Consider the following 1563-nt stretch of genomic DNA (forward strand, 5'->3'; position numbering starts at 1 on the left):
ACAAGAGAGTGTGAAAAGTTTGATGGCGGTCAGTATTATACCACACCAGAAAATGCGGATTTTAGTACCAAAGCGCAAGTAAAAGCATGGGTTTACGGTGGGAATATTCCGAAAAGCGTTCTCAATTACGAACCTCTTATAGACGAGATCAATAAAGGCATAAAAAAACTATCAGAAGTTGCTTGATTTTAAAGAACATGACCTCTAAGTGTGAAGAAGGATGGGCTAAGTCTTTCTAAAGATGCCCTACTTGCTCTAAAGGTGAAATATGTGGGATTGAGCTGTTATGCCGAGCTTGCCACAAATCATGCTTTTGTTGCAGTTTAAGCCAGAATTCCGCATCATTTAAACCCGCTTTTTCTAACCGTAAAGCTAAGTTAATGCTAATCGCCGCATGGCAGTTTAAGATGCGGGATAAAGTTAAACGTGCAACGCCAAGACGATTTGCAGCTTCTGTTACTGTTAACCCTAATTCATCAAGCAATTCTTCTTTCAAAATGCCGCCAGGGTGTGGAGGATTGTACATCATAATAACACCTCAAAACTCAATGGTAATCTTGATAATCAACCAGTTCAACGTCTGTCCCAATGAAACGAAAGGTAACACGCCAATTTGCATTGACACGCATTGACCAGTAACCTTTTAAATCGCCCATAAGCGCATGTAGACGATACGATTTAAGAGTAACTTGTTCAGGCGCGGATATTGTATCTAAAATTACTAAAATGTTTGCTAATTTTTTAACATGCGCGGGTTGTATGCCTTTGCACTCTCCTCTTTCAAAGAATAATTTCAACCCTTTATGCTTAAAACTAACGATTGCCATATATACCCTCTTGAGACTTGGTACTATACACCATGCATTTATGTCAATTGATTATTTATCAAAGAGCGCCTTAAAACATAATGTTATATGTTAATAATCAATAATATCCTTTTGAAATAATAGAAAAAATAATAAAACTATGCTAAGATTTCTCACATATTTAAATACAAATTTAAGGTAATGACAAACATGCTAAATAAAGTGATGTTAATTGGCTATTTAGGGAATGATCCCGAAAGCAAAACAATGAATTATGGAACAGAAGTAGTCAATTTTCGTATGGCAACTTCTGAAAGCTATACGGATAAAAATACTCATCAAAAAGTAGAGAAAACTGAATGGCACTCCGTGGTGATTTTTAATCCACATTTGGCAAAAATAGCGCTTCAGTATCTAAACAAAGGTTCAAAGGTTTACATTGAAGGCAAATTACAGACACGCAAATGGCAAGATAAAAATGGGCATGACCGTTACACAACAGAGATTGTCTTACCACAATTCAAAGGCGAGTTGTATTTGCTTGATGCCCAAAAAGAGCAATCTGCTCACCCCTCCCCCATTACTTCTCAAAATTATGCTATTGCTTCAGGTGCTAAAGATTATAGCGCATCTCTTAATGATAGCATGCCATTTTGATTAAAAAATAGAGCAAAGAGAAACATGTGGGCTCCCACAGATTAGGGGATGTATGAAAAAGAAAGATACTCATATTTCACAAGTGAAAGTACGTCAAGAT

3 protein-coding genes and 1 pseudogene are annotated in these 1563 nt (G+C 36.6%); 2 read left to right on the plus strand and 2 right to left on the minus strand.

The window, feature by feature from the left end; all coding sequences use genetic code 11:
• A pseudogene (locus ACFIM8_RS09050) lies at positions 1–186 on the plus strand (hypothetical protein); the annotation flags it as partial.
• A 49-nt stretch (positions 187–235) separates the two neighbouring features.
• On the opposite strand, the gene ACFIM8_RS09055 reads toward ACFIM8_RS09050, so the two are convergent.
• Together ACFIM8_RS09055 and ACFIM8_RS09060 are read right to left on the minus strand one after the other, a co-directional pair.
• Positions 236–529 carry a HigA family addiction module antitoxin gene (locus tag ACFIM8_RS09055; RefSeq protein WP_375607509.1) on the minus strand — a complete coding sequence of 98 codons (294 nt, stop codon included), beginning with the start codon at positions 527–529 and terminating at the stop codon, positions 236–238.
• A 16-nt stretch (positions 530–545) separates the two neighbouring features.
• Complete coding sequence (locus tag ACFIM8_RS09060) at positions 546–827, minus strand: type II toxin-antitoxin system RelE/ParE family toxin (protein ID WP_375614827.1); 282 nt, start codon at positions 825–827, stop codon at positions 546–548.
• 189 nt (positions 828–1016) lie between these two features.
• Between ACFIM8_RS09060 and ssb the strand changes: the two genes are divergently transcribed.
• Positions 1017–1463, plus strand: coding sequence for a single-stranded DNA-binding protein (ssb, locus tag ACFIM8_RS09065; RefSeq protein ID WP_375607507.1), 447 nt, complete (start codon positions 1017–1019; stop codon positions 1461–1463).
• Positions 1464–1563 lie beyond the last annotated feature (100 nt).

Source organism: Bartonella sp. AC535YNZD, assembly GCF_042196625.1.
Classification (GTDB): domain Bacteria; phylum Pseudomonadota; class Alphaproteobacteria; order Rhizobiales; family Rhizobiaceae; genus Bartonella.

Excerpts from the sequence above, each read along its gene's own strand:
- ACFIM8_RS09055 (WP_375607509.1), bottom strand. The coding sequence starts at position 529 with ATGATGTACAATCCTCCACACCCTGGCGGCATTTTGAAAGAAGAATTG.
- ssb (WP_375607507.1), top strand. The coding sequence starts at position 1,017 with ATGCTAAATAAAGTGATGTTAATTGGCTATTTAGGGAATGATCCCGAA.
- ACFIM8_RS09060 (WP_375614827.1), bottom strand. The coding sequence starts at position 827 with ATGGCAATCGTTAGTTTTAAGCATAAAGGGTTGAAATTATTCTTTGAA.